The sequence below is a fragment of the Streptomyces sp. NBC_01298 genome (assembly GCF_035978755.1).
Classification (GTDB): domain Bacteria; phylum Actinomycetota; class Actinomycetes; order Streptomycetales; family Streptomycetaceae; genus Streptomyces.
The window spans coordinates 2,625,734-2,651,917 of record NZ_CP108414.1 but is presented as its reverse complement, the minus strand read 5'-3'; the positions used below and the strand labels follow the sequence as shown (position 1 = coordinate 2,651,917).

Sequence of the window (26,184 nt, the reverse complement as noted above, 5' to 3'; positions counted from 1 at the left end):
GCTGGACGACGATCCGTCACCGGATCACTACCAGATGCGAAGCTCAGTGGTGCAGGATCTTCGAGAGGAAGTCCTTGGCGCGGTCGCTCCGCGGGTTGCTGAAGAACTGCTCGGGCGTGGCCTCTTCGACGATCTTTCCGTCGGCCATGAAGACGACCCGGTTCGCGGCGGAGCGGGCGAAGCCCATCTCGTGCGTGACGACGACCATGGTCATCCCCTCCCGGGCGAGCTGCTGCATGACCTCCAGCACCTCGTTGATCATCTCCGGGTCGAGGGCCGAGGTCGGCTCGTCGAACAGCATCACCTTCGGGTCCATCGCCAGGGCGCGTGCGATCGCCACGCGCTGCTGCTGGCCGCCCGAGAGCTGCGCCGGGTACTTGTCGGCCTGCGAGCCGACACCCACCCGGTCGAGGAGGGACTTCGCCTTCTCCAGCGCCGCCGCCGAGTCCGCCTTGCGGACCTTGAGCTGGCCCAGCATCACGTTCTGCAGCACCGTCTTGTGCGCGAAGAGGTTGAACGACTGGAAGACCATGCCCACATCGGCGCGCAGCTTCGCCAGCGCCTTGCCCTCCGACGGCAGTTGCTTGCCGTCGACGGTGATGCTGCCCGAATCGATCGTCTCCAGGCGGTTGATGGTCCGGCACAGCGTGGACTTGCCCGACCCCGAAGGGCCGATCACGACGACGACCTCACCGCGGGCAATGCTCAGATCGATGTCCTGAAGCACGTGCAGCGCGCCGAAGTGCTTGTTGACGTTGCTCAGTACGACCAGGTCGTCCGCGGCACCGGCCGCGTCCTGCACGTCCTTGGTCACTGATACTCCGCTCATCGGCTTGTGGCTCCGTCCTCCTCGGTTGGGAGGACAGTAGTGACGTGGCGCGCACAGCGTCATCACATCTGAGGGAGAATTGAGCATAACGATCCGGCCTCGCACCGATACGCTCCGTACTCGCGGGCGTCCCGCACCGGCCGTGGCCGTACCGGGTCCATAACGGAACCCCCGACGGACCGGAACCGTCTTGACGTGGGAGTCCACATCGGCGTGGATGCTTGGTGGCCCATGATGTCCGCCATGCGAACGCGAAGAGATCAAGAGATGGAGAGGGGGACGACATGAGACTGCTGCTCGTCGAGGACGACGACCACGTCGCCGCCGCCCTGTCCGCGATCCTCGCCCGGCACGGCTTCAAGGTCACCCATGCCCGCAGCGGCGAGGAGGCCCTGCAGGCCCTGCTGTCGGCGGGCGCGCCGCCGCAGGCCTCCCCGTACGGGGTGATCCTGCTCGACCTCGGCCTGCCCGACCAGGACGGGTACGAGGTGTGCGGCAAGATCCGCAAGCGCACCAGCACGCCCGTCATCATGGTCACCGCGCGGGCCGACGTGCGCTCGCGCATCCACGGACTCAACATGGGCGCCGACGACTACGTCACCAAGCCCTACGACACCGGCGAACTCCTCGCCCGCATCCACGCGGTGGCCCGGCGCACCGGCGCCCCCGATGAGAGCGCGGCCACCGGTACCGCGGGCACGCCCGGCGTGGTCCGGCTCGGGAGCGTCGGCATCGAGCTGTCCACCCGCCGGGTCAGCGTGGACGGCGTCGACGTGGCGCTCACCCGCAAGGAGTTCGACCTGCTGGCCCTGCTCGCGCAGCGCCCCGGCGTGGTCTTCCGCCGCGAGCAGATCATCAGCGAGGTCTGGCGCACCAGTTGGGAAGGCACCGGCCGGACGCTGGAGGTGCACGTGGCCTCGCTGCGGTCCAAGCTGCGCATGCCGGCCCTCATCGAGACCGTCCGCGGTGTCGGGTACCGGCTCGTCGTACCGCCCGCCCCGGCGACACCCGCGCCGCCCGCCGCCCCCGCCCCGGCGACCCCCGCGCCGCCCGCCGCCCCCGCGCCGCCCGCCGTCTAGCGGCCACCCGTCGTGCGCGCCCGTCTGCTCCCGCTGCTCGTCGTCCTGATGGCGGGCGTCCTGCTCGCCCTCGGCTTCCCGCTCGCGGTGGCCCTGGCCGCGGGACAGCAGCAGCGGGTGGTCGTCGACCGGATCGACGACAGCGCCCGCTTCGCCGCGCTCACCCAGTTCGTCATCGACGCCGAGGGCTCGAAGTCCAGCGGTGCCGACGAACGCCTCGAAACCCTCAAGCAGGAACTGGCCCGGTACCAGCAGCTGTACGGGATCCGCACCGGCATCTTCCGCCGGGACGGCAACGCCATCGCCCGCTCCTCCGACGGGTGGAAGCTGCCGGCGGAGTGGGAGGCGGACGACGCCTTCATCCAGGCGCTCGCCGGACGCCGCAGCCACGACCCCGGCCAGGTGTGGCCCTGGCAGACCAACGGCAAGCTCCTCGTCGCCTCCCCGGTCGTCCTCGACGGGGACGTGGTCGCCGTGGTCGCCACCGAGTCGCCCACCGACCAGATGCGCGCCCGGACCCTGCGGGGCTGGCTGCTCATCGCCGCCGGGCTCAGCGCGGCCATGCTCGTGGCCTTCGGCGCGGCCCTGCGGCTGACCAGCTGGGTGCTCAAGCCCGTACAGACCCTGGACGCCGCCGCCCACGGCATCGCCACCGGGCGGATGAACTCCCGCGTCGCGGCGGGCGGCGGTCCCCCGGAACTCCGCCGCCTGGCCCGCTCGTTCAACGAGATGGCCGACAACGTCGAAGAGGTGCTGGAACAGCAGCGCGCCTTCGTCGCCGACGCCTCCCACCAGCTGCGCAACCCGCTCGCCGCACTGCTCCTGCGGATCGAACTGCTCGCCCTCGAACTGCCCGAGGGCAACGAGGAGATCGCCTCGGTGCGGACCGAGGGCAAGCGCCTGACCCAGGTCCTGGACGACCTGCTCGACCTGGCCCTGGCCGAGCACGCCGCCGCCGAGATCAGCCTGATAGACATCGCGGGGCTGGCCGCGGAGCGGGTGACCGCCTGGCGGCCGTTCGCCGAGGAGAAGGGCGTGCGGCTCACCGGGACGGGGCGGAGCGCCGCCACCGGCTGGGCCGACCCGATCGCGCTCTCCAGCGCGCTCGACGCCGTCATCGACAACGCCCTCAAGTTCACTCCCGAGGGTGAGGCCGTCGAGGTGGCGCTCTCCGTGGAGGGCGACCGGGTGCTGATCGTGGTCGCCGACCGGGGCCCCGGGCTCACCGAGGAGGAGCTGCTGCGGATCGGGGACCGGTTCTGGCGCAGCGGACGCCACCAGAACATCAAGGGCTCCGGGCTCGGCCTCTCCATCTCCCGCATCCTGCTCGCGGCGGGCGGCGGGTCCCTCTCCTACGAGAAGAACCCGCCGCACGGGCTGCGCGTGACGCTGGCCGTCCCGCGCACCGATCCCGCCGCCGGCCCCGAGTGAACCGCGGGGGCACCGGCGGATCTGGCAGCGAGGCCGTCATGCATCAGAGGGCTCCCGTCCAGGCGAGGGTGGTGCGGGCGGGGGCGGAGACGGCGGGCGCCGTCCGGCAGGACGCGGGACACCTCGTAATGGCGGACGGGCCCGGCGGAACGCTGCCGGGCCAGCCGGACGGCGGCCTTGCCTGACTGCTGGGCCGAGGCGGACACGGCCGGGGTGCCCGGAGTCGCCGGGCGGGGCCGCGCGGCGGCTTCGCGTACCGTCACCGCGCCGAGTCGCCAGCGCACCGGCTCCTTCCCGCGTCGGGTGATCCGTACGGCCAGGGCGTGGGCGGTGGTGCCCGCCAGTTCCGACAGCGGGACCCTGGTCGTGCGCCAGCCCTGCCCGGTCCCGAGGGTCTCCGCCTTCAGCCAGGCGTAGGGGACCTCCTGCCCCGGGCCGGACGGCTCGCGGGTGGCCACGCCGAGCTCGACCGTCACCGGGCCCCGCTCGGTGCGGTGGACCAGCGCGGCCGGGCCCTGGGCGCGGCGGAGATCGTCCTTCCGGACGCGTTCACCCCGCCCGGACTCCGGGAGCTGGTCACCGCCCTCGGGCGGTACGGGGTCACCGCGACCCCGACCCGGGCGGCCGGGCCGCGCTGGGGCGACCTGGCGGTGGACAGCAGCCTGCCCGACTTCCGCATCGCACTCGGCGGCCCCGCGGAGAACCCCTTCACGGCGGCGCTGCTGGAATCGGCCGGTCCCGCCCACAAGAAGGCCCTGCGGGAAGCCCTACGGGAACACGGGCAGGTCTGGATCGCGGCCCGAGCGGGGCTCCGCTCGCTCTGGAGCCCCGGCTGCGACCTGACGGGCCCGCGGGACCTGCCGGTCCTGGTCCACGCCGGGCCCCCGGAGCAACTCGCCCGGGCCGTCGCGGCGTCGGGCCGGATCGACGCCACGGCTCCGGCGGGTGGAGCCGACCCGCACGAGGAGCCGTACGCGGACCGCACCGTCGGGATCCTGGTGCGCGGCACGCCCAGCTTCGCCATCGACACGGCCGGGCGGCTGCACAGCACCCTGATGCGGTCCTGCACCGGCCGCCCGAGCGGGGAGTGGATGGACCCTCCGCGGCGCACCGCCCCCGACGGCAGCTCCTTCCAGCTCCAGCACTGGACGCACGTCTTCGAGCACGCGCTGGTCGCGGGCTCCGGGGACTGGCGGGCGGTGGACCTCGCGCGCCGCGGACGGGAGTTCAACAAGCCGCTCACCGCCGTCACGGCCGCCCCCGCCGAGGGCCCCCGGCCGCCCGCGCGCTCGCTGCTCGGCGTGGAGCCGGCCGACCGGGTGCTGATCGAGACGGTCAAGCGGGCCGAGGGCTCCGGCGACCGGGCCGACCTCGCCGTCCGGCTGCGCGAGACGCACGGCCGCCCGGTGATGGCGCAGACCCTGTGGCCGACGGATCCGGCCGCCGAGGCCGATCTGCTGGACCGCCCCACCGGGTTCTTCGAGGGGCAGGTCCAGGGCGCCGCGACGACCACGCTCCTGCTGCTCACGGAATCCGGCATGCCGCTGCGGGAAGCGGAACGGGAGGCGCACCAGCCGGTGTTCAGCCGGTACTGGCTGCACAACACCGGGACGGCCCCGCTCGGCGACGCCCCGTACACGGTGACGTGCGACGGCGTTCCCGCCGAAGCCGCGGTCACCCTCGCCGCCCACGGCCGGGCGGACGGCGGCCGCGTCGGGCTGGAGGTCCGGGCCCCGGAGGGCTGGACCACCTCCTGGACCACCTCCTGGACCCGGCGGCGGGCCGAACTCCCGGCCGGCGGGCACCTCTCCTTCCCGCTCGCCGTGGAGCCCGCCGCCGAAGCGCGGCCCGGCGAACACCTGGTCCGGATCCTCGCCACCACCCCGGGAGGCACCTTCGAGGACGTGCTCACCGTCACCGTCCCCGGGGGCCCGGCCGCGTCGCCGGCCGGGCTGTGGGTGGCCGCGCCGGACCCCGTCGACACGGTCACCGTCGCCGCCGGCGGGCGGGCCCTCGTACGGGTGCGGATCGGCTCCACCGGCATCCGCAGCGCCCTGACGGGGCAGGCGTACGCCGTCTCCCCGTTCGGCACGTGGGACATGACGGCCCCCGCCGTGCTGCCCGTAGAGGTGCCGGCGGACGGCGAGACCCAGGCGGTCCTCGAGCTGAGGCCGCCGCTCACCACCCCCGCAGGGGAGTACTGGATCGTGGTCAAGGCGGTCTGCCAGGGCAGGATCGCGTACGGTCCGGCCATTGCCGTCCACGTCAGCGAGGGATGAGACAGGCCATGGCCCGCAGACCCACCGTCAAGGACATCGTCCGCCAGGCCGGGGTGTCGGAGAGCGCCGTCTCCTTCGCGCTCAACAACCGGCCCGGGGTCTCCCAGGACACCCGCGCCCGCGTCCGGCGGGTCGCCGAGGAGCTCGGCTGGCAGCCCAACAGCGCCGCGCGCGCCCTCTCCGGGGAACACTCCGGCGCCGTCGGCCTGGTCCTCGCCCGGCCCGCGCACACCCTCGGCGTGGAGTCCTTCTTCCTCCAGCTGGTCTCCGGCATCCAGGAAGTGCTGGCCGCCGGCCGGATCGCCCTGCTCTTCCAGGTGGTCGAGGACCTCGACGCCGAATGCGCCGTCTACCGCCGCTGGTGGGCCGAGCGGCGCGTCGACGGGGTCGTCGTCGTGGACCCGAGGACCGACGACCCGCGCCCCGCCCTGCTCGAACAGCTCGCGCTGCCGGCCGTCACGGTGGGGGAGACGGGACCGGCCTCGGCCGCCCCCGGCGCCGCCGACCTGGACTCGGCCCCCGACTCGGCTGCCGCCGCCCCCGTCGCCCTGTCCGCCGTCCGGGCCGACGACGCCGGTGCCATGGCACAGGTGCTCGACCACCTCTACGGGCTCGGCCACCGCCGGATCGCGCACGTCGCGGGACTGCCCGGACTCGCCCGCACCGAGCGCCGGATCGTCTCGCTGCGCGCGGAGGCCCGGCGCCTGGGCCTCGGACCCGGTCAGGTGCGCTCGGTCACCACCGACTACTCCGACGCCGAGGGGGCGGAGGCCACCCGGCGGATCCTCGCCGAGCCGGAGCCGCCGACCGCGATCGTCTACGACAACGACGTGATGGCGGTGGCCGGCGTGGCCGTCGCCTCCGAGCTGGGCATTCCGGTCCCGGGCGGGCCCTCCGTCGTGGCCTGGGACGACTCGGCGCTCTGCCGGGTCACCCGTCCCCGGCTCACCGCCCTGGTCCGCGACACCGCCGGCTTCGGCCGGCTCGCCGCCGAGGAGCTCCTCGCCCTCCTCGCGGGGGGCCCGCCGAGGTCCCGAGAGAGCGAGCTGCCCAGGCTGGAGCCCCGCGAGAGTACGGCGCCGCCGCCGGCCGCATACTGAAACCGACCCCTTCCTGGAGCGCCACCGTGACCACTCCCACCCCCACCTCCGCATTCCCTGCCCCCCGAGCCGGTGCGCCGGCCGACTCCGGGCCGACGGTCGCGATCGACATCGGCGGTACGAAGATCGCCGGAGCACTGGTGGACTCCGACGGCTCGATGACGGCCACCACCCGCCGGCCCACCCCGCGCGGCGCCGACGGGGACACCGTGTTCGCCGCCGTCGCGGAGGTCGTCGCGGAGCTGGCGAAGTCCCCGCTGTGGTCCTCGGCCGTCCGGTGCGGGATCGGCAGCGCGGGCCCGGTGGACACCGCGCTCGGCACGGTCAGCCCGGTCAACATCGGCGCCTGGCGGGGCTTCCCCGTCCAGGCCCGGGTGGAGGCCGAGCTCGCGCGGCACGGGGCCGGGATCCCGACGGTGCTGGCCGGCGACGGGGTGGCGATGACCGCCGCCGAGCACTGGCTGGGCGCCGCCCGCGGGCACGCCAACGCCCTCTGCATGGTGGTCTCCACCGGCGTCGGCGGCGGCCTCGTCCTGAACAACCAGCTCCACACGGGCCCCACCGGGAACGCGGGTCACATCGGCCACATCAGCGTCGCCTACGACGGGGAGCCCTGCGCCTGCGGAGGCCGCGGCTGCGTGGAGTCCCTCGCCTCCGGCACCGCCATCGCGGCCTGGGCCCTGGCCCAGGGATGGGTCCCGGCCGGGGACGCCACCGCGGCCGGGGTGGCCGCCGCCGCTGCCGCGGGCGATCCCGTCGCCCTCGCCGCCTTCGACCGCGCCGGCCGGGCGCTGGCCGCCGCCATCGCGGCCACCGCCACCCTCGTCGAGACCGACATCGCCGTCATCGGAGGCGGCGTCGCCGCCTGCGGGGACACCCTCTTCGGGCCGGTCCGCGCGCACCTGGCCTCGTACGCGACCCTGTCCTTCGTCAGGGACCTCCAGGTCGTCCCGGCGACGCTGGGCACCCACGCGGGCCTGATCGGGGCCGCCGCCGCGGCGTCGATGCTGCTGCGGCAGTGAGCGGCAGGCCTCAGGGCTTGACGGAGCGGTAGTAGCGGGCCGCGCCCTCGTGCAGTTGCAGGGGATCCGTGTAGATGGCCGTCCGCAGGTCCACGAGCTGGGCCGCGTGCACCTGCTTGCCGATGGGGTCGCGGCTGTCGATCACCGTGCGCGTGAACTGTTCCGTCAGCTCGGCGCCCGCGTCGTCCCGCGTCACCAGCAGGTTCGGCACCGCGACGGTGGACACCGCCGAGTTGCTGCGGACATGGTCGTAGGCGTCCTGCGGCATCACCGCCGCCCGGTAGTACCGCGCGGGGCTGCCGCTGGCCTGGAGCGCCTCCACCAGGTCGCCGAGCTGCACGAGCCGGATCTCGAACCGCTCCGAGAGTTCCCGGACGGCGGTGGTGGGCAGCCCGCCGGACCAGAAGAAGGCGTCGATCCGGCCGGCCTCCAGTTCCGCGGGCACGGTGTCGATGCCGATGGCCACCGGGGTGACGTCGCGGGCGGGGTCCAGCCCCGCGGCCCTGAACATCCGCTCGGAGATCAGCCGCACGCCCGAGCCCTCCTGGCCGACGGCGACCCGCTTGCCCCGCAGGTCCCGGGTGGACTGGACGGGCGAGCCGGCGGGGACCACGAGCTGGACGTAGTCGTCGTAGAGGCGGGCCAGCCCGCGCAGCCTGTCCGCTCCGGGCTTCCGGTCGACCTGGTACTTGGCCACCGCGTCGGCCGTCGCCACGGTGAAGTCGGCCTCGCCCGCGGCCACCCGCTGCAGGTTCTGCTGCGAACCCTCGCTCGTGTTCAGCCGGACCCGAACCCCGGGCACGTCCTTGGCGAGCGCCTGCTCCAGCAGCAGGCCGTAGCGGTGGTAGACCCCCTGCTGGACGCCGGTGCTGAAGGTGATCTCACCCGTGAGCTCCGGCCGGCCGAAGGGCCTCAGCCACCAGACGAGGGCGCAGAGCACCGCCAGGACGGCCACCAGGGCCCGCAGGGCACGGCGCCTGCTGATCCGGGGCGGTACGAGAGGCATGGCCGCGATCCTGCCACCGACCCGCCGTCCTGTCACGGCCCGCCCGCCCCGCCGGGCCTCACCGGCCCGCTCCGGCCCACGCCCGGCCCGGGCCGCCACGCCCGACCCGTACCCTTGCTGGGTGAGTACCGAGAGCGGCGAGGCGACTGTTGTGAAAACGTACGAGGTCCGGACGTACGGCTGTCAGATGAACGTGCACGACTCCGAGCGGCTGTCCGGCCTGCTGGAGGACGCCGGGTACGTCCGCGCGCCCCAGGGCTCAGACGGCGACGCCGACGTCGTCGTGTTCAACACCTGTGCGGTCCGCGAGAACGCCGACAACAAGCTCTACGGCAACCTCGGCCGGCTCGCGCCGATGAAGACGAAGCGCCCCGGCATGCAGATCGCCGTGGGCGGCTGCCTCGCGCAGAAGGACCGCGACACCATCGTGGACCGCGCCCCCTGGGTCGACGTGGTCTTCGGCACGCACAACATCGGCAAGCTGCCCGTTCTCCTGGAGCGCGCGCGCATCCAGGAAGAGGCGCAGATCGAGATCGCCGAATCGCTGGAGGCCTTCCCCTCCACGCTCCCGACCCGGCGCGAGTCCGCGTACGCCGCCTGGGTCTCGATCTCCGTCGGCTGCAACAACACCTGCACCTTCTGCATCGTCCCGGCGCTGCGCGGCAAGGAGGAGGACCGCCGCCCCGGCGACATCCTCGCCGAGGTCGAGGCACTGGTCGCCGAGGGCGTCTCCGAGATCACCCTGCTCGGCCAGAACGTCAACGCCTACGGCTCCGACCTGGGCGACCGCGAGGCCTTCTCCAAGCTGCTGCGCGCCTGCGGGGCCATCGAGGGCCTGGAGCGGGTCCGCTTCACCTCCCCGCACCCGCGCGACTTCACCGACGACGTGATCGCGGCCATGGCCGAGACCCCCAACGTCATGCCGCAGCTGCACATGCCGATGCAGTCGGGATCGGACACGATCCTGCGCGCCATGCGCCGCTCGTACCGCCAGGACCGCTTCCTCGGCATCATCGAGAAGGTCCGCGCCTCGATCCCGCACGCGGCGATCTCCACCGACATCATCGTGGGCTTCCCCGGTGAGACGGAGGAGGACTTCCAGCAGACCATGCACGCGGTCCGCGAGGCGCGCTTCGCGAACGCCTTCACCTTCCAGTACTCCAAGCGCCCCGGGACCCCGGCCGCCGACATGGAGGGGCAGATCCCCAAGGAGGTCGTCCAGGAGCGGTACATGCGCCTGGTCGCCCTCCAGGAGGAGATCTCCTGGGACGAGAACAAGAAGCAGGTCGGCCGGACCCTGGAGGTCATGGTCGCGGAGGGCGAGGGCCGCAAGGACGGCGCCACCCACCGGCTGTCCGGGCGGGCCCCGGACAACCGCCTGGTCCACTTCACGAAGCCCGAGGACGAGGTCCGCCCGGGCGACGTGGTGACCGTCGAGATCACCTACGCGGCCCCCCACCACCTCCTGGCGGAGGGCCCGACGGGGGCGGTACGCCGCACCCGCGCTGGCGACGCGTGGGAGAAGCGCAACGCGGCTCCGGCGCAGCCGAAGGGCGTCCTGCTCGGCATCCCGACCCTGGGCGTCCCGACCCCCCTCCCGGCCACGACCTCGGGCTGCGCCGCACCTTCTCCTTCCTAACGCGTCCTCCTTCTCAACGCGTCGCTCGCGCGGTGCGGCCCTGGCGGGCCTTACCGGCTTCGCGCCGCTGCGCCGGACTCCGTCCGGCGGCGGCCGGTCGGGGTTGCCGCCACCGCCGTTCCGGCGTGGGGCCCGGTGGGCGGGTGCGGGTGGTTCGGCCCTGCGGGGCGGAGTCCCCGTACCCGCCCTTCGCCCGTTCCCCGGGCTGCGCCCGGACCCCTCCTGGGGCTCCGTGCCAGACCCCGCGCCTCCAACGCAGGCGAGGCTGGATGGCGCTCCGCGCCATCCAGCCCGCACCGGGCACATCCAGCCCCTCCGGCGCTTGAGGAGCGGGGGTCCGGGGGCCGGCCCCCGGGGAACGGTGGAAGGGCGGGTAGGGGACCCCCGCCCCGCAGGGCCAACCCAGCCGCACCCGCCCACCGGCCCCACGCCGGGACGGCGGTGGCGGCAACCCCGACCCGCCACCGCCGGACGGAGTCCGGCCCGGCGGGGCGAAGCCCGCGCAGCGGTGCGAGCTCCGCGTCAAGAAGGAGCGCGTCAAGAAGGAGCGGGGCGGCTACGCTGCGGATCATGCTCGTAGCCGCCGCCGTCTGCCCCGCCCCGCCGATGCTCCTGCCGGAGCTCGCCACGGGCGCCGCCGCCGAACTCGCCGACGCCCGGACCGCCTGTTCCGACGCGCTGTCCGTGCTCGCCGCCTCCCGGCCCGATCTGCTCGTCGTGGTCGGAGCCTGCGATCCCGATCACCACGGCGCCTACCCCCAGGGCGCCCGCGGCACCTTCCGGGGATTCGGGGTCGCGGCCGACGTACGGCTGGGCGAGGGCGAGGAGGGGCCGCGGCTGCTGCCCACCCCGCTCGCGGTGGGCGCCTGGCTGCTCGGCCGGGCGGGCTGGGGCGCAGCGCCCCTGGAGGGGTTCGGGGTCGCCGGGCCGCTGGACACCGAGCAGTGCCTGGAGGCCGGCCGGGAGCTCGCCGTACGCGAGGACCGGGTCGCCCTGCTCGTCATGGGCGACGGCAGCGCGCGGCGAACCCTCAAGGCCCCCGGCTACCTCGACGAACGCGCCGCCGGCTTCGACGCGGAGGCCGCCCGCGCGCTCGGCGCCGCCGACCTGCCCGCCCTCGCCGCCCTCGACGCGGGACTCGCCGCCGAGCTGCAGGCCGCCGGCCGGGCCCCCTGGCAGGTCCTCGCGGGCGCGGCCGAGGGCGCCGGACTCGAAGGACGGCTGCTGTACGAGGACGCCCCGTACGGGGTCGGTTACTTCGTCGCCGCCTGGTCGTAGGCCGTAGGGACGGCGGCACGGAACGCGGAAGGGGCCCGGCACCAAGTGGTGCCGGGCCCCTTCCGTGATGCCGGGGAGTCCGGAGGATTCCGGGACCGCGTCAGGGAGCGGCCGGCGGCGTCGGCCCGCCGGGAGCGTCCTTGTGCGCGATCTTGCCCAGGGCGTCCTTCGCCTTGTCCGCGCCGCTAGAGATCTGGCCGCTGTACTTGCCCTTGGTCTTGGAGTCGACGGCCTTGGCCACCTTCTCCAGATTCTGGGTGATCTTGCCCTCGTGCTGTGCAGCGAGGTCACCGACCTTGTCCTTGGCGGGCGCGAGCTTGGCCTTCAGATTGTCCAGCAGGCCCATGGGTCACCTTCCAATAGCGAGGCTACGTACGGGCACCCTCTGCGGCCTCGCTGTCCGCGCTGACCTCCGCCGTCTGCTGCTTCGGGATCTCGACGGCCTCGGCCGCCGCGCTCTCCTCCGCCACAGCCTGCTCGGTCCCGGCCTCGTCGGCCGTCGCGGACTCCGCCGTCAGATCCGCGGAAACGGCCTCTTCGGTCGTCGCCGGGGTCTTGCGGCCGAGAAGCCGGTCCAAAATGCCCATGTCTACTCCTATAACGTTACTCGTGTGAGTGAAGTTCCGCCGTGGACGGGCCGCCGCACGGCAGGCGTACGCCCGGCCGGAACCCCGTCAGGGCAACGACCCCGCCCAGGTCCCGTCACGTAGCTCGATCGGGTACATGGCGATGCCTTGACGGAGGGCTGCGAGACTGGTGCGGTGAGGAAAGCAGCCCCCGCCCCGCGGGTCATCGCCGTCGTAGGACCCACCGCGGCCGGAAAGTCCGATCTGGGCGTAGCCCTGGCCCGTCATTTCGGCGGCGAAGTCGTCAACGCCGACTCGATGCAGCTGTACCGGGGGATGGACATCGGTACCGCCAAACTGACGACCGAGGAGCGCGGCGGGGTCCCCCACCACCTCCTCGACATCTGGGACGTCACCGAGACGGCGAGCGTCGCGGAGTACCAGCGGCTCGCCCGCGCCGAGATCGACAAGCTGCTCGCCCAGGGCCGTACGCCGGTCCTCGTCGGCGGGTCCGGCCTCTACGTGCGCGGCGCGCTCGACGCCATGGAGTTCCCCGGCACCGACCCCGAGGTCCGGGCCCGGCTGGAGGCCGAGGTCACCCTGCGCGGCCCCGGCGCCCTGCACGCCCGCCTCGCCGCCGCCGACCCGGCCGCCGCGCAGGCCATCCTGCCCAGCAACGGCCGCCGCATCGTGCGCGCGCTGGAGGTCATCGAGATCACCGGGCGGCCGTTCACCGCCAACCTGCCCGGCCACGAGTCCGTCTACGACACGGTCCAGATCGGCGTGGACGTGGCCCGGCCCGAACTCGACGAGCGGATCGCGCTGCGCGTGGAGCGGATGTGGGAGGACGGGCTGGTGGACGAGGTCCGCACGCTGGAGGCCGCGGGCCTGCGGGGCGGAATCACCGCCTCCAGGGCGCTCGGCTACCAGCAGGTGCTGGCCGCCCTCGCGGGGGAGTGCACGGAGGAGGAGGCCCGCGCCGAAACGGTTCGCGCCACCAAGCGGTTCGCCCGCCGTCAGGACTCGTGGTTCCGCCGGGACCCGAGGGTGCACTGGCTCAGCGGGGCCGCCGAGGACCGGGGAGAACTGGCCGGACTCGCGCAGTCGTTGGTCGAACGAGCGGTCACAGCCTGATCACGTGATGGCATCGGGACGCCCCGCACGCCCGTCCGGGGCCTGACGGCGTGCCATCATCAAACTTCCGCCGGTGCCGTCACCGGCGGTGTACGGCAGCGTACGGAGTCCAACGTGGGGAGGGCGCGTGGCGATGGAGGCCGGCCCTCGTGACACCGGTCGGGACGACACCCGGCCGGAAGCGGACCCGACGCTTCACAGCGCCCTCGCCGATGGCGACGGCCCGCTCGGTGGAGCTCCGGCGGACGTGGACGCCCTTGCCCTGCCCGCCGACGGCGGCCTCGGACTGGGGCTGCCCGCGGATCCCGCGCGGCTGACCCCCGACGGCCCGGACGCGCCCGACTCCGCCGAGGCGGAGGCCGCCGCGGCCCCCGCCTTCGAGGTGGAACTGCGCCCGCAGCGCAGGCTGAGGCTCTGGCAGATCGCCCCCATCGTCATGCTGGCCGCGGCCGGCTCCCTGATGTTCGCCTTCCCGCTCGCCTTCGAGTTCGGCGACGGCGGAGCGGTCGTCGCGATGCTCGGATTCCTCATCAGCTGCTGCGCGGGCGGCTGGGGTCTGATGGCCGCGCGCCGCGTGGGCTACGCCCTGCCGGGACTCCCGGCCCGCGGCTCGGGGCAGCGCCCCGACTGGCGCCTCGCCCTGCTGTACGCGCTGGTCGCGCTGGGTGTCGTGGCGCTCGCGGTGTACCGGGTGGCCCGGCTCCGCTAGCGGGGCGGCCCGGCCGTACGGGGCACGGCCTCGGTACCATGGGCGGGTGACGCAGACCAGCCTCTCCTTCCTCAAGGGCCACGGCACCGAGAACGACTTCGTGATCGTCCCGGACCCGGACAACGCCATCGAGCTGCCGGCCTCCGCCGTGGCGCGGCTGTGCGACCGGCGCGCCGGGATCGGCGCGGACGGCGTGCTGCACGTCGTGCGCTCCGCCGCGCACCCCGAGGCCGCGCACCTGGCCGACGAGGCCGAGTGGTTCATGGACTACCGCAACAGCGACGGCTCCATCGCCGAGATGTGCGGCAACGGCGTCCGCGTCTTCGCCCGCTACCTCCAGCACGCCGGACACGTGGAGCCGGGCGACCTGGCCGTCGCCACGCGCGGCGGGGTCAAGCGGGTGCACCTCGACAAGACCGGCGACGTGACCGTCTCCATGGGCCGCGCCGAGCTGCCCGCGGGCGAGGTCACCGTCTCCGTCGGCGAGCGCTCCTGGCCCGCGCGCAACGTCAACATGGGGAACCCGCACGCGGTGGCCTTCGTTGACAGTCTGGACGACGCCGGGACCCTGCTGGACCCGCCCCCGTACAGCCCGGCGTCCGCCTACCCGACGGGTGTCAACGTCGAGTTCGTCGTCGACCGCGGCCCCCGGCACGTCGCCATGCGCGTCCATGAGCGAGGCTCCGGCGAGACCCGCTCCTGCGGCACCGGCGCCTGCGCGGTCGCCGTGGCGGCCATCCGCCGCGACGGCGCCGACCCGGCCGTCACCGGCGCGCCGGCCACGTACACCGTCGATCTGCCCGGCGGCACGCTGGTCATCACCGAGCACCCCGACGGGCGGATCGAGATGACCGGACCCGCCGTGATCGTGGCCGAGGGCGAGTTCGATCCCGCCTGGCTCACCGAAACGGCTTTCGCCTGAAGCTTCCCTCTAATGGGTGATCCGTTTCACGCTGAGCGAGAGGTGGACTGCGCCACGTGGTGGGGTCGGTAGCATCAGGCACCGGCCCTGAGGGCTCACCCCATGCCCACCACCGCCGGTCGATGCCGTCGGAGGTGCCCATGAGTGCAGAGGCCACGAACCCCGAAGCACGTCCCGAAGCGCTCCCTGAACTTCGCAGACGTGGCAGGACCAGGCTTGACCTGCGACGACTCGGCCGGGCCGCGCTGCTCGGGCCCACGCCCCGGGACCGGCTGCCGGACGCCATCGGCCATGTCGCCGAAGCGCACCGCGCCCATCACCCCGACGCGGACCTGTCGCTCCTGCGCCGTGCGTACCTGCTCGCCGAGACCTCGCACCGCGGTCAGATGCGCAAGAGCGGTGAGCCGTACATCACACATCCGCTCGCCGTCACGCTCATCCTGGCCGAACTGGGTGCCGAAACCACGACCCTGACGGCCTCGCTCCTCCACGACACCGTCGAGGACACCGACGTGACCCTCGATCAGGTCCGCGAGGAGTTCGGCGACGAGGTCTGCTTCATCGTCGACGGCGTCACCAAGGTCGAGAAGATCGACTACGGCGCCGCCGCCGAGCCCGAGACCTTCCGCAAGATGCTCGTCGCCACCGGCAACGACGTCCGCGTGATGTCCATCAAGCTCGCCGACCGGCTGCACAACATGCGCACCCTCGGGGTGATGCGGCCCGAGAAACAGGCCCGCATCGCGAAGGTCACCCGCGACGTCCTCATCCCGCTCGCCGAACGGCTCGGCGTGCAGGCCCTGAAGACCGAGCTGGAGGACCTCGTCTTCGCGATCCTGCACCCCGAGGAGTACGAGCACACCCGCGCGCTCATCGCGGCCCACGCGGGCGAGCGCGACCCGCTGCCCGCCATCGCCGACTCGGTACGGGCCGTCCTGCGCGACGCCGGCATCGCGGCCGAGGTCGTGGTGCGGCCCCGGCACTTCGTCTCCGTGCACCGGATCTCCCTCAAGCGCGGGGAGCTGCGCGGCTCCGACTTCGGCCGCCTGCTGGTCCTCGTGGGGGAGAACGCGGACTGTTATGCCGTGCTGGGGGAGCTGCACACCTGCTTCACCCCGGTCATCTCCGAGTTCAAGGACTTCATCGCCTCCCCGAAGTTCAACCTCTACCAGTCCCTGCACACCGCCTTCGCCACGTCCGAGGGGCCCACCACCCAAGTCGCCGAGGTCATCGTCCGGACCCGGCAGATGCACCGGGTCGCGGAGGCGGGCGTCGTGGCGCTGGGCAATCCGTACACCTCCCCGCCGTCGGCGGAGCCGGTCGCGGCGTCCGACTGCGAGGAGGAGCGGGTCGATCCGACCCGGCCCGGCTGGCTCTCGCGGCTGCTCGACTGGCAGCAGTCGGCGCCCGACCCCGACACCTTCTGGGACGTCCTGCGCTCGGAGCTGGCCCAGGACCGCGAGATCACCGTGTTCCGGGCCGACGGGGGCACGCTGGGCCTGCCGGCCGGCGCCAGCTGTATCGACGCCGCCTACGCGCAGTACGGCGAGGCGGCCCACGGCTGTATCGGCGCCCGGGTCAACGGGCGCCTCACCTCCCTCTCCTCCCGGCTCTCGGACGGGGACACCGTCCAGCTCCTGCTCTCGCACGACGCCTCCTCGGGACCCACCGCCGACTGGCTGGACCACGCCAGGACCCCGGCCGCCCGGATCGCCGTCAGCAGCTGGCTGGAGGCCCACCCCGACGGGGCCCGGCCCGCCGACGCGGCCCCCAGGGCGCCGCTCTCGGTGATCGGCCTGCGCAGTGGCGGGGGCAACGCCGTCGCCGACCTGCCGGACGCCACCGTGCGGCTCGCGGGGTGCTGCACCCCGGTGCCGCCCGACGCCGTCGAGGGGTTCGTCATCCGCGGCGGGGTCGTCACCGTGCACCGGGTCCACTGCGCGAGCGTGGCCCAGATGCGGGCGGTGGGGCGCACCCCCGTCGCCGTGCACTGGCGGGCGACCGCGGACTGCCGGGTCACCCTGCTCGCCGAATCGTTCGGCCGCCCGCACCTGCTGGCCGATCTGACCGAGGCCATCGCCCGCGAGGGGGTCGAGGTGGTGTCCGCGACCGTGGAGCCGCCCGTCGAACAGCGGGTCCGGCACAGCTACACCCTGCAGCTGCCCGACGCGACGGGCCTCCCGGCGCTGATGCGGGCCATGCGGGACGTGCCGGGGGTCTACGACGTCAGCCGGGCGTAACCGGTCCGACCCCTTTCGGGTGGAGCCGTCGCGCGCCGTTCGCGGGCGCGTGGCGGGCGCTGATAAGCGGTGGGGGATGCAGCTCACCTCCCCGCGCCTGCGCGCCGCCCTGCTGGCCGCGGCCTCCCTCACCCTCGTCGCCGCCGTCGTGCCCCCGCCCAAGGCGCTCGGCATCGGCGACGTGCTGTTCCCCGAGCTCGGCAACCCCGGCTACGACGTGCTCTCGTACGACCTGTCCTTCGCCTACAAGAACAACAGCAGCCCCCTCGACGCGGTCACCGTCATCGACGCGCGCAGCCTCACCCGGCTGGACACCGTCAACCTCGACTTCACCCACGGGAAGGTGGCCTCGGCCGAGGTCAACGGGGAACCTGCCGCCTTCGCGAGCGTGGGCGAGGACCTCGTCCTGACCCCCGCCCGGCCGGTGGAACCGGACCTGCCCCTCCACATCACCATCCGGCACACCAGCGACCCGCGCGGCCGCGGCGACGGCGGCTGGGTGGTCACCGACGACGGGCTGGCCATGGCGAACCAGGCCGACGCCGCCCACCGGGTCTTCCCGTGCAACGACCACCCCGCCGACAAGGCGTACTTCACCTTCCGGGTGAGCGCGCCGGCCGGGACGACGGCCGTGGCCAACGGGGTGCCGGGCGCGCTCCCGGCCCACCGGGCGGGGGCCGCGACCACGTGGACGTACCGGACCCTGCACCCGATGGCCACCGAGCTGGCCCAGGTCTCGATCGGCGACTCGGCCGTGATCCACCGCACCGGGCCGCACGGACTGCCGCTGCGCGACGTGGTCCCGGCGGCGGACCGGGAACGGCTGGAGCCGTGGCTGAAGAAGACCGCCGGGCACATCGAGTGGATGGAGGCCCGGGTCGGCCGTTACCCCTTCGAGAACTACGGGGTGCTGATCGCGAAGGCCCGTACCGGCTTCGAGCTGGAGACGCAGACCCTGTCGCTGTTCGAGAGCGCGCTGTTCGCGGGCGGCGGCGGCTACCCCGAGTGGTACGTCGAGTCCGTGATGGTCCACGAGCTGGCCCACCAGTGGTTCGGCGACAGCGTGAGCCCGCGCACCTGGTCCGACCTGTGGCTCAACGAGGGCCACGCCACCTGGTACGAGGCCCTGTACGCGGACGGCCTCGGCAAGTACTCCCTGGAGCGGCGGATGCGCGAGGCGTACCAGCGCTCCGACCAGTGGCGTGCGGCCGGCGGCCCCCCGGCCGCGCCCAAGCCGGCCGCCCCGGGCGAGAAGATCGGGCTGTTCCGGCCGGCGGTCTACGACGGCGCCGCGCTGATCCTGTACGCGCTGCGGCAGGAGATCGGGGTCAAGGCCTTCGACCGGGTGGAGCGGCGCTGGGTGGGGGAGCACCGGGACGCGATCGCGGGTACGGCGGACTTCGTACGGCTGGCCTCGCAGGAGGCGGGCCGGGACCTGGGCGCGTTCCTGGAGCCGTGGCTGTACGGGAAGAAGACCCCCGCCATGCCGGGGCACCCGGAGTGGAGCGCCCCGAAAAGCGTGTGACGTCCGCCGAACGGGCATGCCACCATCGACGGGGCCGCCGCGCTGGGCGCCACCCGGGGAATCTCCGCAGTCCGGGGGAATCCCAGGGGAGTGTCACACGTTGGACGTGACAGTGTTATGTCACGCGCGGGAGTAGCTTTGGCCTTGGCTCCGCTTCGCCTGACGCGGACGCATTCGAAAACGACGTAAGGATCCAATGACCTCCTCTTCTTCCCCTTCCCAGGACGCGCGGGACGACGCACAGGATGCGCCGGAGCCGCAGAGCTTCACCGAGAGCCTTCGGGCCGACGCCCTGATGGAAGAGGACGTCGCCTGGAGCCACGAGGTCGATGGAGACCGGGACGGCGCCCAGTACGAGCGTTCCGAGCGCGCGGCCCTGCGCCGCGTGGCCGGCCTCTCCACCGAACTCGAGGACGTCACCGAGGTCGAGTACCGCCAGCTCCGCCTGGAGCGGGTCGTGCTCGTCGGCGTGTGGACCTCCGGCACGGTGCAGGACGCCGACAACTCCCTCGCGGAGCTCGCCGCCCTCGCCGAGACGGCGGGCGCGCTCGTGCTCGACGGCGTCATCCAGCGCCGCGACAAGCCCGACCCGGCCACCTTCATCGGTTCCGGCAAGGCGCGCGAGCTGCGCGACATCGTGATGGAGAGCGGCGCCGACACCGTCGTCTGCGACGGCGAGCTCAGCCCCGGCCAGCTCATCGCCCTCGAAGACGTAGTCAAGGTGAAGGTGGTCGACCGGACCGCGCTCATCCTCGACATCTTCGCCCAGCACGCCAAGTCCCGAGAGGGCAAGGCGCAGGTCGCGCTCGCGCAGATGCAGTACATGCTGCCGCGACTGCGCGGCTGGGGTGCCTCGCTGTCCCGTCAGATGGGTGGCGGCGGCGGTGGCGGCATGGCCACCCGCGGCCCCGGTGAGACCAAGATCGAGACCGACCGGCGCCGGATCCGCGAGAAGATGGCGAAGATGCGCCGGGAGATCGCGGAGATGAAGACCGGCCGCGACATCAAGCGGCAGGAACGGCGCCGCAACAAGGTGCCCTCGGTCGCCATCGCCGGATACACCAACGCCGGCAAGTCCTCGCTGCTCAACCGCCTCACGGGCGCGGGCGTGCTGGTGGAGAACGCACTGTTCGCCACCCTCGACCCGACCGTGCGCCGGGCCGAGACGCCGTCCGGCCGGGTCTACACCCTGGCCGACACGGTCGGCTTCGTCCGGCACCTGCCGCACCACCTCGTCGAGGCGTTCCGCTCCACGATGGAGGAGGTCGGCGACTCCGACCTCATCCTGCACATCGTGGACGGCTCGCACCCGGCGCCGGAGGAGCAGCTGGCGGCGGTCCGCGAGGTCATCCGCGAGGTCGGCGCCGTCAAGGTGCCCGAGATCGTGGTGATCAACAAGGCGGACGCGGCCGACCCGCTGGTGCTCCAGCGCCTGCTGCGGATCGAGAAGCGCTCCATCGCCGTCTCGGCCCGCACGGGTCAGGGCATGGAGGAACTCCTCGCGCTCATCGACGCCGAGCTGCCGCGGCCGGCGATCGAGATCGAGGCCGTGGTGCCCTACACGCGCGGCGGGCTGGTCGCCCGGGCGCACGCCGAGGGCGAGGTGATCTCCGAGGAACACATCGAGGAGGGCACCCTGCTCAAGGCGCGGGTGCACGCCGAACTGGCGGCGGAGTTCGCGCCGTACGTGCTCGCGAAGCACTGACGCGTACCGCGTAATGCGTAACGCGTAACGCGTAGGGCTTACCGCGTAACGCGTTCCGGATGAACGACTGAGGGCCCCCGCAGCAGCGGGGGCCCTCAGTCATGTGGTGCGCCGGTGCGGCTACTTGAACTTGCCGCTCACGGCGTCGAAGACGCCCTTCGCCTCCGGACCCAGCCGGGGCCCGGCCAGCCAGCCCGCCTTGGCGGGGCCGATGGAGGTGTTCGACACCAGCGCGGGCTTGCCGTCGCTGCCCGCCGCGACCCAGCCGCCACCCGAGGAACCGCCGGTCATCGTGCAGCCGATGCGGTACATCGTGGGGTCGGTCGCGTTCAGCGACAGCCGGCCCGGCTTGTCGACGCACTGGAAGGTCTTCTGGCCGTCGAACGGAGCCGCCGCCGGGTAGCCGGTGGCCGTCATCTTCGCGATCTTGGGTGCGGCCGGGGCGTTGAACTCCACCGGAAGCGCCGTACCGACCGTCTCCTCCAGCGACTTGCCGCCACCCTTCTCCGGGGTCACGTGCAGCACCGCGAAGTCGTACGGGGCACCCGCGCCACCGGTCGGACCGCCGGTCGCGATCCACTGGTCGGAGGTCTGCGCCCAGTCGCTCCACCACACGCCGTACGGGGCCACTTCCTCGCGGGGCGCGCCCTTGAGCGCGGCCGCGGACTTGCCCTTGTTGTTGTACGACGGGACGAAGGCGATGTTGCGGTACCAGCCGCCGGCCTTGCCCGCGTGCACGCAGTGGCCCGCCGTCCAGACCATGTTGGACTTGCCGGGGTGCGCCGGGTCCTTGACCACGGTCGCCGAGCAGACCATCGAGCCCTCGGGGCCGTCGAAGAAGACCTTGCCGGAGGCGGGGACGCTCTGGTGGTAGGGCGCGGCCGCGGCCTTGGCCCGCACCGGAGGCGGCGTCGGGTCGGTGACGCCCTGGTCCTTGCCCGCGTCGGGATCGACGGCGGGCGGCTGCGGCGTCTTGGCGGCGTCGCGCATCCGGTCCGGGTCCCAGAGGTCCTCGATGATCGGGTTGATGTAGTCGCCCGCCTCGCGGAGCCAGTCCTCCTTCTTCCAGTTCTTCCACTCACCCCCCTTCCACTTCTCCAGGTCGATGCCGTGCTCCTTGAGCTTGTCCTTGAGCCCGTCCGGGATCTGCACCCCGTCGAGGCTGGTGGGGAGGCTCACCGCCACGCTCGGCTTGGCGTCGGTCTCACCGTCGCCGGGCCCGCACGCCGCGGCGGTCAGCGCGAGCGCGGCCGAGCACAGGATCGCGGTGACCGGTCGGATCGGTCGCATGTCGTGAGTCCCCCTGGTGGTTCGGTGGTTCGGGATGGTGCCTGGGTTGACGGGCGCCTGGGTTGCAGCACCCCACTATGCCGTTGCCTTGGGGGACGGCACAGCCCGGGGCGCCGGTTCCGCCGACTCCGCGGTTCCGGGGGTGGGGGCGGGGCCGAGGCCGGGGAAGGCCGGGGCAAGGATCTTGGGGGCGGGGCATGGATCTCGGGCCGGGGCAAGGATCTTGGGCCCACCCGTGATCCGTCGCCGCCACCGTCGTTGGTACGTACGGGGGATGGGGGAGCAGCGTGGGTGTTCGAGGCGCACCCCGGAAGAGCAACCGTGCGGGAGGAGCGACACTCGTGCCTTTGACGGCTTTGACGGCTTTGACGGCTTGGACGGGCGAGCGGGCCGAGCGGGCCGCGGCCGGGGCGCAGGTCCCGCCGCAGGCGGACCGGGCCACGGAGACAGGGCACTTCACCGGGCCGGGCCCGGTGCCCGACGGGGTCGCGGGGGAGGGGATCCTGCGCAGACAGGCACAACGGGAGTCCGCGGCACGGACGTACGCGCGCTCCCTGCCCATCGTGCCCGTGCGCGCCCGGGGGTTGACCATCGAAGGCGCGGACGGACGCCGCTACCTCGACTGCCTCTCCGGCGCCGGAACCCTCGCCCTCGGCCACAACCACCCGGTGGTGCTCGAAGCCATCCGCGGGGTCCTCGACTCGGGGGCCCCGCTGCACGTCCTGGACCTGGCGACCCCGGTCAAGGACGCCTTCACCACTGAGCTGTTCGCCAACCTGCCGGCGGAGCTGGCCGCCGATGCCCGCATCCAGTTCTGCGGACCGGCGGGGACGGACGCGGTGGAGGCCGCGCTCACCCTCGTCCGCACCGCGACCGGCCGATCGGGGCTGCTGGCCTTCACCGGCGCCTACCACGGCATGACCGCGGGAGCGCTGGCCGCCTCCGGCGGGGCCACGGACGTCCGGGTGACCCGGCTGCCGTATCCGCAGGACCACCACTGCCCGTTCGGAGTCGGCGGGGCCGAGGGGGCGGAGCTGTCGGCCCGTTGGACGCGGAGCCTGCTGGACGACCCCAAGAGCGGGGTGCCCGAACCCGCCGGGATGATCGTCGAACCCGTCCAGGGAGAGGGTGGGGTCCACCCCGCCCCCGACGCCTGGCTGCGCAGGATGCGGGAGATCACGGCGGCGCGGGGGATCCCGCTGATCGCCGACGAGGTCCAGACGGGGGTCGGGCGCACCGGGGCCTTCTGGGGGGTCGACCACGCGGGGGTCGTCCCCGACGTGATGGTGCTCTCCAAGGCCATCGGAGGCAGCCTGCCGCTCGCGGTGATCGTGTACCGCGCGGAGCTGGACCAGTGGGCCCCCGGCGCCCACGCCGGCACCTTCCGCGGCAACCAGCTCGCCATGGCGGCGGGCACCGCGACCCTGGCCTACGTCCGGGAGAACGGCCTCGCGGAGCGTGCGCGGACCCTGGGCGCGCACATGCTCGCCGCGCTGCGCGGCCTGATGCCGGCGCATCCGTGCGTGGCGGACGTACGGGGCCGCGGCCTGATGCTCGGCGTCGAACTGGCCGACCCGGACACGGGGGAGGCCGCGCCCGCCCTCGCGGCAGCCGTCCGCCAGGCCTGTCTGGACCGCGGTCTGATCGTGGAACTCGGCGGCCGCCACTCCAGCGTCGTCCGCCTCCTTCCGCCTCTCACCCTGACCGACGAACAGGCCGCGGCCGTCCTCGACCGCCTCGCCGACGCCATCTCCGCCGCCACCCGCCGCTAAGGACCCCCATGCCCGACCCCCTCCACCCCTCGCACCCCTCCCCACCCCCCACCCCCACCTCGGCCGCGCTCACGGAGTCGTCGGCCTGTCCCCCCGCGCCGTCCGCGGCGTCGGGGGCTGCCCTCTTCTCGCCCGCCCCTACGGGGTACTCGGCCAGTTCAGCGGTGGCGCCGGCAGCGGTGTCGGGCACCGCGTCCGCCTCGACGGCGCCCACGGAGTCCCGGGCCCCGTCCATCGCGCCGCCGCTCACCCCCTCGGGCCCCGCCCTCGGGGCGCCCGTGTCCGCGCAGCCACCGGCCAACCCCCTGCAACCACCGCGGACTCCGGCCGCTGCCAGCCAACCTCCGGTGCCCCCGGCTCAGCTCGGGTCTGTTCAACCTCAGGCCGCCACCCCGCCCCCGCCGCTCCCCACGCCGCCGCAGTCCCCGCAACCTCCGACCGAGTCCGACCCGTCGCCCACGCGAACCATGCGGCTACGGTCCCCACTTGCTCCGGCTGAGCCCGCGCCGCCGATGCCGATGCCGACGCCGATGCCGATGCCCGCCGATCCGCCGGCCTCGCCGGACTCTCCGCCGTCCCCCGCCCTCCCGGCCGCTTCCGCGCCGCCCTCGTCCGTGGCTGACGGTCCACAACGGCCGGGGCTCGCTCCGGCCGAGCCCGCGCCGCTGCTGCCGACGCCCGCTGAGCCACTGCCGACGCAGTCGGCCTCTCCGTCGGCGCCCGTCCCCGATCTGACAGGTTCTCCCGATCGATTGGGTTCGCCGCCCCCCGCGACTGCATCCGCGCCAGCCGCCCCGGCGCCTGATGACGCACCACGGTCCCTGTCCGCTCCGCCTGAGTCCGCTACTCCGTCGCCGGGGCCGGCCAATCCGCTGCTGTCATCCGCTTCCTCGCCCACCCCCGCGTCCCCGCCTCCATCGGTGCCCGCTGATCGACAGGGCTCCTTGATCGCGCCGACTGCTTCCGTGCGACCTGCCGTGCCGCCGGGCGATGCGCCACGGTCCCTGTCCGCTCCGGCTGAACCCGTACCCCCGTCGCCGGTGCCGTCTTCGCCCGCCACCGGGCTACCGCTGTCGGCGCAGCCCGATCCGCTACGGTCCGCCCTTGCTGCGACGGCGCCGCTGCCGGTGCCTGCCGCGCCATCGGCGATGTCAGTACCGGCCCTGGATATGCCACCAGGTGGAGGGGCTGGTCCGGGCCCCTCTCCGGACATCTCAGGCTCTCCCGCTTCTCCCGGGTACGGGCACAAGCCCTCGACGCTCCTCCCAGACGCCTCCCCACTGGGGCCTGCACTAGGGGAGCCCGGGCTCCCCCCGACGGCGTCGGCCCTTCATCCCGATGTCCCACCCAGGTTCGGGGCCCCGCTGGCGGCCGCGCAGGATCCGCCTGCTGCGGCCGGTCACCGACCCGCGCGGCTTCCGAACGCACCGCTCCCGCAGCCGCCGCCCGCCCCCGGGGCCCGGCCCGTGGCCGAGAGCGCGCCTACGCCATCCCCCGCCAGCCCAGCCGGCTCGAAGCCGCCGTCGCCCCCGACCATCGAATCCGCACCCGTCCCGACGCCCACCCCGACCCCCACCCCGACCCCCATCCCGACCTCCGCCCCGACCTCGGAAGCCACCCCGACCCCCATCCCGACCTCCGCCCCGACCTCGGAAGCCACCCCGACCCCCATCCCGACCTCCGCCCCGACCTCGGAAGCCGCGCCGATGCCGCCGTTGCTCCGGGCCTCCGCAGCCGCCGTTACGCCGCTCTCGGCCCAGGCCTCCGGAGCCGCGCCCATGCCGCCGTCGCTCCCGGCCTCCGTAGCCGCGCCCCTGTCGTCGGCTGACCTGGCTCCGGGTGTTGGGCCCCTGTTGCTGTCGTCTTCGGTCTCGGAAGCCGCGCTTATGTTGCCGTTGCCCCCAGTCTCCGCAGCCGCGGCTACGCCGCTCTCGGCCCCGGCCTCGGGAGAGGCGCCCATGTTGCCGTCGGCCGTGGCCTGGGGTGCTGCGCCTACGCCGATTTCAGCCCCGGCCTCAGGAGACGGGCCTGTGCCGCCGTCGGCCCCGGACCCGGGTGCCGGATGGGCGGCGCCTCTGGACGATGGACCCTCACCGTCCCCGGCGGCATCCGTCGGGTACCCGGCGACCCGGTCGGCGACGCCCGTCGGTACCGAGCCCTCGGCTCCCGGTCCGCTCACGGACCCGGCCGTCCCGGGGGCCCCGGACGGTGCGGCCCCGGTCAGCGCCACCTCCTCCGAAATGGCTGTCTCGGCATGGGCAGGCCTCCCCCCTTCCTCGGACGCCTGGCCCGCTCCCGCGCCTTCGGGTGCTACGCCCGGACCGGAGTCGCCTGCCTCCCCCGCAGTTCCGGGCAGCGAGCTTCCACTCGCCGCCCCCGCAGGGCAGCCGACACCTACACCGACGGAACGTTCTACCCCGTCCGGCGACGAGCCCGGCCGGGCCACGCCTCCTCGCACGGCTTGGCAGCCGCCACCCGCACCGGCGGAACGTTCTGCCCGGCCCGCCACCGAGCCGCCCGTGCCCGGCGGGGCGACACTCCCTCCCACGGCGTGGCCGCCGCTGCTCGCTGCGGAGGACGGATACCCCCGGCCCGCCCTGGATCCGCATGGATCCGGTGCGTCGATGCCCCCCTCCACCGCGTGGCCGCCGTTGCTCG

At 73.8% G+C, this 26,184-nt stretch carries 19 protein-coding genes and 1 pseudogene; 14 read left to right on the top strand and 6 right to left on the bottom strand.

All coding sequences use genetic code 11. From position 1 onward, the window contains the following. Positions 1-43: 43 nt before the first annotated feature. Positions 44-829, bottom strand: coding sequence for an amino acid ABC transporter ATP-binding protein (locus OG730_RS11865; protein ID WP_327304220.1), 786 nt, complete (start codon positions 827-829; stop codon positions 44-46). Between the two features lie 284 nt (positions 830-1,113). Here OG730_RS11865 and OG730_RS11860 point away from each other — a divergent pair. After that, positions 1,114-1,827, top strand: a pseudogene (locus OG730_RS11860) (response regulator transcription factor); the annotation flags it as partial. A gap of 93 nt (positions 1,828-1,920) precedes the next feature. After that, complete coding sequence (locus tag OG730_RS11855) at positions 1,921-3,339, top strand: sensor histidine kinase (RefSeq protein ID WP_327304219.1); 1,419 nt, start codon at positions 1,921-1,923, stop codon at positions 3,337-3,339. On the opposite strand, the gene OG730_RS11850 is transcribed toward OG730_RS11855, so the two are convergent. Beyond that, entirely contained in the window at positions 3,261-3,815 is a 555-nt protein-coding gene (locus tag OG730_RS11850; protein ID WP_327304218.1) for a hypothetical protein, read from the bottom strand. The two genes, OG730_RS11855 and OG730_RS11850, sit on opposite strands and share 79 nt — an antisense overlap. An 18-nt stretch (positions 3,816-3,833) precedes the next feature. On the opposite strand from OG730_RS11850, the gene OG730_RS11845 reads away from it, so the two are divergent. The 3 genes from OG730_RS11845 to OG730_RS11835 all read left to right on the top strand — a co-directional run bounded on the left by OG730_RS11845 (position 3,834) and on the right by OG730_RS11835 (position 7,740). Continuing rightward, positions 3,834-5,618 (top strand): NEW3 domain-containing protein, encoded by a 1,785-nt coding sequence (locus OG730_RS11845; RefSeq protein WP_327304217.1) that lies wholly within the window; start codon positions 3,834-3,836, stop codon positions 5,616-5,618. An 8-nt stretch (positions 5,619-5,626) separates the two neighbouring features. Then, positions 5,627-6,718, top strand: a complete 1,092-nt coding sequence (locus OG730_RS11840) for a LacI family DNA-binding transcriptional regulator (protein ID WP_327304216.1) — start codon at positions 5,627-5,629, stop codon at positions 6,716-6,718. Between the two features lie 104 nt (positions 6,719-6,822). Continuing rightward, the gene (locus OG730_RS11835; RefSeq protein ID WP_327309226.1) at positions 6,823-7,740 is read left to right on the top strand and encodes an ROK family protein; all 918 of its coding nucleotides are present in this window, start codon (positions 6,823-6,825) and stop codon (positions 7,738-7,740) included. Positions 7,741-7,750: 10 nt separating this feature from the next. Here OG730_RS11835 and OG730_RS11830 read toward each other — a convergent pair whose 3' ends face one another. Continuing rightward, positions 7,751-8,746 (bottom strand): TAXI family TRAP transporter solute-binding subunit, encoded by a 996-nt coding sequence (locus tag OG730_RS11830; protein ID WP_327304215.1) that lies wholly within the window; start codon positions 8,744-8,746, stop codon positions 7,751-7,753. Between the two features lie 121 nt (positions 8,747-8,867). On the opposite strand from OG730_RS11830, the gene miaB reads away from it, so the two are divergent. Both miaB and OG730_RS11820 read left to right on the top strand, forming a co-directional pair. Then, complete coding sequence (gene miaB, locus OG730_RS11825; RefSeq protein WP_327304214.1) at positions 8,868-10,385, top strand: tRNA (N6-isopentenyl adenosine(37)-C2)-methylthiotransferase MiaB; 1,518 nt, start codon at positions 8,868-8,870, stop codon at positions 10,383-10,385. A 570-nt stretch (positions 10,386-10,955) separates the two neighbouring features. Then, positions 10,956-11,663 (top strand): class III extradiol dioxygenase subunit B-like domain-containing protein, encoded by a 708-nt coding sequence (locus OG730_RS11820; protein WP_327304213.1) that lies wholly within the window; start codon positions 10,956-10,958, stop codon positions 11,661-11,663. Between the two features lie 100 nt (positions 11,664-11,763). On the opposite strand, the gene OG730_RS11815 is transcribed toward OG730_RS11820, so the two are convergent. Together OG730_RS11815 and OG730_RS11810 are read right to left on the bottom strand one after the other, a co-directional pair. After that, the gene (locus OG730_RS11815; protein ID WP_327304212.1) at positions 11,764-12,009 is read right to left on the bottom strand and encodes an antitoxin; all 246 of its coding nucleotides are present in this window, start codon (positions 12,007-12,009) and stop codon (positions 11,764-11,766) included. A 22-nt stretch (positions 12,010-12,031) separates the two neighbouring features. After that, entirely contained in the window at positions 12,032-12,250 is a 219-nt protein-coding gene (locus OG730_RS11810) for a gliding motility protein (RefSeq protein WP_327304211.1), read from the bottom strand. 174 nt (positions 12,251-12,424) lie between these two features. Between OG730_RS11810 and miaA the strand changes: the two genes are divergently transcribed. From miaA to hflX, 6 genes are all read left to right on the top strand, one after another. Next, positions 12,425-13,363 (top strand): tRNA (adenosine(37)-N6)-dimethylallyltransferase MiaA, encoded by a 939-nt coding sequence (miaA, locus tag OG730_RS11805; RefSeq protein WP_327304210.1) that lies wholly within the window; start codon positions 12,425-12,427, stop codon positions 13,361-13,363. Between the two features lie 133 nt (positions 13,364-13,496). After that, on the top strand, positions 13,497-14,072 hold the full coding sequence (locus OG730_RS11800) for a hypothetical protein (protein ID WP_327309225.1): 576 nt from the start codon (positions 13,497-13,499) through the stop codon (positions 14,070-14,072). 46 nt (positions 14,073-14,118) lie between these two features. Next, a complete protein-coding gene (gene dapF / locus OG730_RS11795) occupies positions 14,119-14,994 on the top strand; it encodes a diaminopimelate epimerase (protein WP_327304209.1) in 876 nt (291 codons plus the stop codon). A gap of 140 nt (positions 14,995-15,134) precedes the next feature. Continuing rightward, positions 15,135-17,234, top strand: coding sequence for a RelA/SpoT family protein (locus OG730_RS11790; RefSeq protein ID WP_327304208.1), 2,100 nt, complete (start codon positions 15,135-15,137; stop codon positions 17,232-17,234). Positions 17,235-17,310: 76 nt separating this feature from the next. Next, complete coding sequence (locus OG730_RS11785) at positions 17,311-18,759, top strand: M1 family metallopeptidase (protein ID WP_327304207.1); 1,449 nt, start codon at positions 17,311-17,313, stop codon at positions 18,757-18,759. 196 nt (positions 18,760-18,955) lie between these two features. Then, entirely contained in the window at positions 18,956-20,464 is a 1,509-nt protein-coding gene (gene hflX, locus OG730_RS11780; protein ID WP_327304206.1) for a GTPase HflX, read from the top strand. A gap of 120 nt (positions 20,465-20,584) precedes the next feature. Here the strand turns inward: hflX and OG730_RS11775 are convergent, their stop codons facing one another. Further along, positions 20,585-21,754: a hypothetical protein gene (locus tag OG730_RS11775; RefSeq protein ID WP_327304205.1), complete on the bottom strand. Its 1,170-nt coding sequence runs from the start codon at positions 21,752-21,754 to the stop codon at positions 20,585-20,587. 473 nt (positions 21,755-22,227) lie between these two features. Between OG730_RS11775 and OG730_RS11770 the strand changes: the two genes are divergently transcribed. Then, complete coding sequence (locus OG730_RS11770) at positions 22,228-23,526, top strand: diaminobutyrate--2-oxoglutarate transaminase family protein (RefSeq protein WP_327309224.1); 1,299 nt, start codon at positions 22,228-22,230, stop codon at positions 23,524-23,526. Positions 23,527-26,184 lie beyond the last annotated feature (2,658 nt).

Bases quoted from the DNA above. Each gene is read 5' to 3' on its own strand.
- OG730_RS11865 (WP_327304220.1), bottom strand. From the start codon at position 829: ATGAGCGGAGTATCAGTGACCAAGGACGTGCAGGACGCGGCCGGTGCC.
- OG730_RS11840 (WP_327304216.1), top strand. From the start codon at position 5,627: ATGGCCCGCAGACCCACCGTCAAGGACATCGTCCGCCAGGCCGGGGTG.
- OG730_RS11830 (WP_327304215.1), bottom strand. From the start codon at position 8,746: ATGCCTCTCGTACCGCCCCGGATCAGCAGGCGCCGTGCCCTGCGGGCC.
- OG730_RS11820 (WP_327304213.1), top strand. From the start codon at position 10,956: ATGCTCGTAGCCGCCGCCGTCTGCCCCGCCCCGCCGATGCTCCTGCCG.
- OG730_RS11815 (WP_327304212.1), bottom strand. From the start codon at position 12,009: ATGGGCCTGCTGGACAATCTGAAGGCCAAGCTCGCGCCCGCCAAGGAC.
- OG730_RS11810 (WP_327304211.1), bottom strand. From the start codon at position 12,250: ATGGGCATTTTGGACCGGCTTCTCGGCCGCAAGACCCCGGCGACGACC.
- OG730_RS11800 (WP_327309225.1), top strand. From the start codon at position 13,497: ATGGAGGCCGGCCCTCGTGACACCGGTCGGGACGACACCCGGCCGGAA.
- OG730_RS11790 (WP_327304208.1), top strand. From the start codon at position 15,135: ATGAGTGCAGAGGCCACGAACCCCGAAGCACGTCCCGAAGCGCTCCCT.
- OG730_RS11785 (WP_327304207.1), top strand. From the start codon at position 17,311: ATGCAGCTCACCTCCCCGCGCCTGCGCGCCGCCCTGCTGGCCGCGGCC.
- hflX (WP_327304206.1), top strand. From the start codon at position 18,956: ATGACCTCCTCTTCTTCCCCTTCCCAGGACGCGCGGGACGACGCACAG.
- OG730_RS11775 (WP_327304205.1), bottom strand. From the start codon at position 21,754: ATGCGACCGATCCGACCGGTCACCGCGATCCTGTGCTCGGCCGCGCTC.